This window comes from Methyloglobulus sp. (assembly GCF_046714055.1).
Classification (GTDB): domain Bacteria; phylum Pseudomonadota; class Gammaproteobacteria; order Methylococcales; family Methylomonadaceae; genus Methyloglobulus.
On the sequence record NZ_JBKKBJ010000297.1, the window covers coordinates 1 to 5987 of the forward strand.

The following is a 5987-nucleotide window of genomic DNA, read 5'->3' on the forward strand; positions in this document are numbered from 1 at the left end:
ACCTTACATCAATATTTATTTGCATATGAAGAGCAGTAAATATTGGATACCATGTACTTTTGTAGAAGATTTTATTTGGAATTAACCAGGCGAGACCAACAGATGCGTAAAGATAAAGACAAAATTATTGTTTACTATGACGGTGCTTGCCCCGTGTGTGTTCGCGATAGGCAGAATTATGAAAAAATCTCAGGCAAGTCCGCAGATCAGGTTTGCTGGTTTGATATTACCGGGCAAGAGGGCCAGTTGCGTAAACTAGGTATTGATCCCCAAAAAGCATTAACCGAGCTGCATGTCAGTGATGAAAGTGGCCGAGTTGTTTCAGAATTGGATGCTTATATCCTGCTCATGAGTAAAGTTCCCTTGTTGAAACCGGTGGCCTGGTTGATTGGTCTGCCGCTGATTCGTCCAGTACTCGCCAAAATATATCATCAGCAAGTCAACCGCCGATTAAGGGCCAGGGGTTTGCTTTGAAGACAAGTCGTAAATCCTGATGGTATAGATACAATCATCGGTTCAATTTTGCTTATTACTAAACGGGGACAATGTGCCATCCTTGATATTAATCGTGTAGGCCTGGCCAAAACCCGCAACATACCGGCCACTTTCCGGGCATAAGGCAAACAAGTGAAAATCGGATAACGAGCGCAACACACTGACAACTTCGCCAAATTTATCCTGCAACGCCAGTAACTGGGCAGTGTAAATTTGCCCGTCTCGTCCTATTTCCCTAACCTTACAGTTGAATACTGCACGTTCGCGGGCAAAAAGGTTGCGAGACTCGGATTCCGGGCGTATAAACATAACCGAGGCCTGACGGTTATCCACTAAATGGGCAGTATGAGCGGCAAGCTCGCTGACAAAGATATAAAAACATCCCGCCTGGTCTCGTACAAAAGGGGCGTAACTAAGATCGGGAACGCTGTTTACCGATGCCGTAGACAGCAACAGTGTTTGCTGTGAGGCAATCAGTTCCTGCAAGGCGTTTGCCCTTTCGGTTAAGTTTTCCGCTTCATTCATTTTTTAAGAGTACTGATTGTGTGTCAGGCACACGGCCTTAATTGAAATCCGCAGCCTTTTAAAATATGGCGAAACTACAACCAGACAGCTTCTAAGGTTGGTCTTTATCAGCTTCGTAGAGTGAAGGACTAATGCCTGCTTGGGCAAGGTGTTCCCGCAATTGTTTAATGTCTTGCTTATTGCATTCACTGCCATGGTGTGGATGGTGCAGGATAAACTCAACCTTGTTTAATACCACACGAAAACGGGCCCCATGGGTTGGCTCTATTACGGCTCCCAAGTTGTGAAGCAAGGATTCAACTTCCCGCCAGTGAATATTTGCACTGACGGGTTCCTGAAATATTGCCCTAAGCAGGTTTAAATGGCGACTCATGACAGGAGACTCCTCTTCATCTTGATTTAAGGACAGGATACTCCTTAAAAGCATTGCTGTTCAATAAGCAGTACTTATGAGTTTCGGATAAAGTGGTTTTTAAACCTGTCCAACAGAGTTTGGTTTTCAGTGTTGGTAAAAAATGCCATGCCTGTAGAATTATGTGCCATCTCTGATTTTTCATTACTGTTTGGGCAGTTTGGCGTTAACCCAAACCTGTTTTCTTCAATCCGTCAGTCCGGTATCGTTGTCCACTGGTGAGCAGCTTTTTTGCTCCTTTTGCTGAGTCGTTTTATTGGCTCCGACCTTAACAGCGAGGTAGCCCGGATGAAACACAGTGGAATCCGGGATAATCGGAACCACATTTGCCCCGGATTCCGCAAGCTCCATCCAGTACTTACTAAAAAAATATCAGGCGATTGTTATGCGTGATTCAAGTTTAAATTTTTAACTACCGATTTTGGATCAGCTTGCACTAGCTTTAACAAAATCTTAGCTGGGCCAGTTGGATGCCGATGGCCTTGCTCCCAATTCTGAAGGGTTCGAATATTGACACCGATCAGGGCAGCAAACTTTGATTGGGAGAAACCAATACCTTCGCGAATTGCCTTAATATCAGGTGCTGGAAAATCGTGTATACGGGAGGCTTCTGTTTCACCTCGCTTAATTTTTCCAGCCTCTTTAATGCTGGCTATTAATTCATTGAAATGCTCATTTTTCATTTTTAAACTCCGAAGCGACAACTTCTCTAATTACTGACAACTGTTCTTTCGTTAAATCATCACGTTCATTTTTTGCGTATGCGTAAAGCATAAATATTTGGTCATGCTGGGTTGCCCAATAATAAATTACCCGTGCTCCACCTCTCTTTCCGCGTCCGCTTGCACCCCATCGTATTTTGCGTATTCCACCACTGCCTTGGATGATATCCCCAGAACCCGGCATTTCCACCAAGACATTTTGAAGGGTTCGATATTCCTCGTCATTCAGTAGGGCAGTAATTTTCTTGGTAAATATTGATGTTTCAAAGATGACCATACTTAATATTATACGTCATTGACGTATAATTACAAAACATGTAAACCAGACTTTAGCGAGGTAGCCCGGATGAAACACAGTGGAATCCGGGATAACCGGAACCGCATTTGCCCAGGATTCCGCAAGCTCAATATTGGCTACTTGATTGAAATATAATAAATTTAATGATTTTTCTAAACTGTCAGGCTCGATTAACACCTTCGTGAAGACGACAAAAGTGGACTGATAGCTTGAATACAAAAAGATAGAATCCGAATAAGCTGAGCGTGAACTGCTTGCTTTTCTCAGTCTCTTGCTCAAATGCTTTTGCAGGTATTGTGTGAATGTCATCCAAAAGAACAATGTGGTCTTTATCAAGACCATCCCCGACAGGCAGATAAAAAATAGTAGTAATCTGTTGTGCTTTAATGGCCAGTATCTTTTGCTGAATTTTTTCAGAACTGATTCCACCTTTTTCTAGGGTGGCGCTATATGCGGAGAGAGGGACAATCGGAGCAAACACTATATTAACTGGAAGTTCTCGCGCATTCTCCGGTGTCACATCGCAAGTATTTGACAATACAATCCCATTTATCGAGGCTTTTTCCCCAGTGTAAAAATTTAATATTTTCAGCTTAGTCCAACCATCTCCCTGCAACAATTTTTCTTGATATTCTTCTTTATATTGCCCAGTTAGATAATAATGAGTATTGCGCGGGAAATCTTTTAAGGCCTTAAGGAGGCCTTCTTTTTGATCTCTTGTCAGATAGTATGGAATCTGATCATGAAGGGAAGCAGCACTAATCTCCATAACATTCCTCTAAGAGCGCACATAGAGATTCCAACGGTTCTCATCCAGCACATCCTCAAACTCTTTTCCAAGCGGTTCCTGCTTTTCCAAAAGCGACGCATAAAATGCTGTCATAGATCGCTCAAAATCACTGGTAGCATCTTCATAATCTCCAGTGAATATATTTTCTAGTTGTCCAAATGTTTTTGAGCTTTCGGTAATCGTGTATGGAGGGAGATAACTAGGTATAGGCTGTAGGCTCTGTGCTGCAATCCCAGCCAACAGCAAAGGTTTTACTATAAATAGATTCAGTCGGTAAGTCCCGGCGGATGTTTCAGACTCTTGCTTGATACGATAGTTATTCATAGACTGGATCCAAATAAGTTATGGTCTCTGGCCGCAAACATTCAAAAAACATGGTTTTGTTGCTTGTATGAATAGCCTCAAGGTTATCAGCAAGTGCCTCGGCAAAGCGGGTCAAATCAATTGTTAACTGTTCACTGATGCTATCTACCGCTACTAGCACACCGTCTCGTGTTTGCCCGTCAAAAAGAGTAACGCTAGATGGTGCTGCAATCTGCACAATATTGAGATAATCATTCTGTCGAATTTCAACGCGGATACCAAACTGTTCAGAAGACAGTATGTGATTCCCAACGTTAAGGTTTACATTCACCCTCTGAATCTGCTCAGAGAGGTTTTTTCCCTCGATAATATCAACATATTTGAGGCTAAAACGACTAACAGTTTCAATGATCCGTGAGTCCTTGAGTATATTAATAACTTCGATAATTTTGGATTTGAAATCCTGCCAGCCCGGATACGGTATCGCACAGGCAATTGCCAGGCTTTTGTCGCCTATTAAAATAAGAAATCTGTCCCAATTCAGTCTCAATAGAGGTTGAAAGCGCAAATTCGGATCAAACTCTCTCATTTGGATAGGAATATCGGCGGCAGGAAGACGTTCTATTTTTTTATCACCGTCATTGATGCGTGCAAACAAAAATCCCGGCAATACGCTTGATACCGGGATAGATGAGGAAAAACGAATCTCAAAAACCGCATCAACTAGCGGCTCCTTGTTCAATTTCTTAGGAAGAGGTTTGGCGGTCATTTTCTGTAGCGTCGCTTGTTTATCCCTGAGCATCCCTCATTCTTAGGGAGGCCATACCGACACATTCCTTATAGGATGTAAATAATTACAATTTTGCCACTTTTTAGGTGAAGATGTTTAATTCTAGCACCCCAGCTAGCTTCACGCTGCATTTTATCGCCACAACCTCTCAAATCTTACTGGATTGGCTACCGTATAACGGACGGTGTGCTGAATATTTATGGGAATCGATGGGATCAGTTTCTGAGCTATCCCCACAAAATTCAGGCGCATTATACGCTATCGACATAGGGCTTGATCGTGGTTAGCGAGGAAGCCCGGATGAAACACAGTGGAATCTGGGATAATCGGAACTTCATTTGCCCCAGTTTCCGTAAGCCACATGCTGACCACTTGCTTTTATTCCGCCTGCTTAGTCGTAGCTGTAATGCTTACGCAATGGCTTGACGACTTTCCAATGGCTGTTTAGACCTTCCGGGAAAACAACCAAGTCCCCCGGTAAGATTCGTACAGGCTCACGGCCCTCTGGTATCACTAGAATCTCGCCTTCCAAAATATATGCAGTTTCTGTTTCGTCAAAGTCGATGGGAAACTCAGATACTTCTTTCTCCCATATATCCCAATTCGCCACTCCTAATTCTTTTAGACGCTCTTCGCTGGGCTTATGCTCTATTGTGATTTGTGGCATGTGTTTCCTGAATTAATTTGTTAGGTTAAGTCTGAATTTTAGCATTTTTCAGGCAATCCCCTGCGCTAATCGAACAAATACTCAACTCCTAGTCGCGGCGGTGTACCTATCGAGTTGCGTTTGTCATTACTTTTTCACTAACCTGTTATCGTTCCCACGTTCTGCGTGGGAATGCAGCCAGAGACACTCTGTGTCTCACACCGCTGGAGCGGTGCATAATTTATTCCCACGCAGAACGTGGGAACGATGTAAAACTTGGTTAATCTAAACTAGCTAGAAAATCCTGAAAGCCATACAATATATATTTAGTATATATTTATTAGGGGATCATCATGCAAACTGCAAAACTATTCCAGAACGGTCAAAGCCAAGCGGTCAGGTTACCCAAATCATTCCGGTTTGAAGGCACTGAAGTGACCATTAAGCGCGTTGGTGAAGGCATTTTGTTGTTACCCCTCAAACATTCTGCGGAACAACTTTTAACGCTATTGGATAGCTTGGATGAGTCGGTTGCCATTGAAAGAAATCAACCGCTGGTTAGTGATGTGCGGGATTTTGGCTGATATTTATGCTGGACACCAATATCTGGATTTGTTTGTTGAATCGGAGGACAGGTTATGAAAATATTCTTGTGCGTATTGATGGATTGGCTTACGAACAAGTGGTTATTTCTTCAATTACGTTGGCTGAGTTGAGATACGGTATCGCCAAAAGCGTGAAAAAAGCGGCTAACCGAACCAAGCTGGACTTTTTTCTGCATCAGTTTGAATGCCTACGCTGCGAGACAGGAGTCGAGTAGTCCCCAGAAGCGATAGGGCTGGGCGTTTTCACGAAGCGTTTTTTTGCGTAGTGAAAATGCAAAGCATTCCGACATCGCGTCGAGTCATTGCGTAATCAATGTTTGATACCCCTTGTTGGGTATAAAACGAGGGAAGCAGGACGGCTGGGGCAGCCGCAGGCATTGGCGGTCGCGTTAAGTTTTTGC

Annotated in this window: 12 protein-coding genes; 4 read left to right on the plus strand and 8 right to left on the minus strand. The window is 43.2% G+C overall.

Annotation, left to right across the window (positions count from 1 at the left end):
• The first annotated feature begins 102 nt into the window (after window positions 1-102).
• Entirely contained in the window at window positions 103-474 is a 372-nt protein-coding gene (locus ACLQ6D_RS18035) for a thiol-disulfide oxidoreductase DCC family protein (protein WP_411728702.1), read from the plus strand.
• A gap of 42 nt (window positions 475-516) precedes the next feature.
• On the opposite strand, the gene ACLQ6D_RS18040 is transcribed toward ACLQ6D_RS18035, so the two are convergent.
• Together ACLQ6D_RS18040 and ACLQ6D_RS18045 are read right to left on the minus strand one after the other, a co-directional pair.
• The gene (locus ACLQ6D_RS18040; RefSeq protein WP_411728703.1) at window positions 517-1020 is read right to left on the minus strand and encodes a HugZ family protein; all 504 of its coding nucleotides are present in this window, start codon (window positions 1018-1020) and stop codon (window positions 517-519) included.
• A gap of 91 nt (window positions 1021-1111) precedes the next feature.
• Entirely contained in the window at window positions 1112-1393 is a 282-nt protein-coding gene (locus ACLQ6D_RS18045) for a type II toxin-antitoxin system HicA family toxin (protein WP_411728704.1), read from the minus strand.
• Between the two features lie 129 nt (window positions 1394-1522).
• Here ACLQ6D_RS18045 and ACLQ6D_RS18050 point away from each other — a divergent pair, with 129 nt between their 5' ends.
• Complete coding sequence (locus tag ACLQ6D_RS18050) at window positions 1523-1654, plus strand: hypothetical protein (RefSeq protein ID WP_411728705.1); 132 nt, start codon at window positions 1523-1525, stop codon at window positions 1652-1654.
• Between the two features lie 161 nt (window positions 1655-1815).
• Here ACLQ6D_RS18050 and nadS read toward each other — a convergent pair whose 3' ends face one another.
• The 6 genes from nadS to ACLQ6D_RS18080 form a co-directional block, all read right to left on the minus strand.
• On the minus strand, window positions 1816-2115 hold the full coding sequence (gene nadS / locus ACLQ6D_RS18055) for a NadS family protein (protein WP_411728706.1): 300 nt from the start codon (window positions 2113-2115) through the stop codon (window positions 1816-1818).
• On the minus strand, window positions 2105-2431 hold the full coding sequence (locus tag ACLQ6D_RS18060; protein ID WP_411728707.1) for a type II toxin-antitoxin system RelE/ParE family toxin: 327 nt from the start codon (window positions 2429-2431) through the stop codon (window positions 2105-2107). The genes nadS and ACLQ6D_RS18060 overlap by 11 nt, the downstream gene beginning before the upstream one ends.
• A 181-nt stretch (window positions 2432-2612) precedes the next feature.
• Window positions 2613-3221: a hypothetical protein gene (locus ACLQ6D_RS18065; protein ID WP_411728708.1), complete on the minus strand. Its 609-nt coding sequence runs from the start codon at window positions 3219-3221 to the stop codon at window positions 2613-2615.
• Window positions 3222-3230: 9 nt separating this feature from the next.
• A complete protein-coding gene (locus ACLQ6D_RS18070; RefSeq protein ID WP_411728709.1) occupies window positions 3231-3566 on the minus strand; it encodes a hypothetical protein in 336 nt (111 codons plus the stop codon).
• Window positions 3559-4347: a TIGR04255 family protein gene (locus tag ACLQ6D_RS18075; RefSeq protein WP_411728710.1), complete on the minus strand. Its 789-nt coding sequence runs from the start codon at window positions 4345-4347 to the stop codon at window positions 3559-3561. The genes ACLQ6D_RS18070 and ACLQ6D_RS18075 overlap by 8 nt, the downstream gene beginning before the upstream one ends.
• A gap of 379 nt (window positions 4348-4726) precedes the next feature.
• Window positions 4727-5002, minus strand: coding sequence for a cupin domain-containing protein (locus ACLQ6D_RS18080; protein WP_411728711.1), 276 nt, complete (start codon window positions 5000-5002; stop codon window positions 4727-4729).
• Window positions 5003-5334: 332 nt separating this feature from the next.
• Between ACLQ6D_RS18080 and ACLQ6D_RS18085 the strand changes: the two genes are divergently transcribed.
• Together ACLQ6D_RS18085 and ACLQ6D_RS18090 are read left to right on the plus strand one after the other, a co-directional pair.
• A complete protein-coding gene (locus ACLQ6D_RS18085) occupies window positions 5335-5565 on the plus strand; it encodes an antitoxin (protein ID WP_411728712.1) in 231 nt (76 codons plus the stop codon).
• 5 nt (window positions 5566-5570) lie between these two features.
• Entirely contained in the window at window positions 5571-5801 is a 231-nt protein-coding gene (locus ACLQ6D_RS18090; protein ID WP_411728713.1) for a type II toxin-antitoxin system VapC family toxin, read from the plus strand.
• Window positions 5802-5987: the final 186 nt, after the last annotated feature.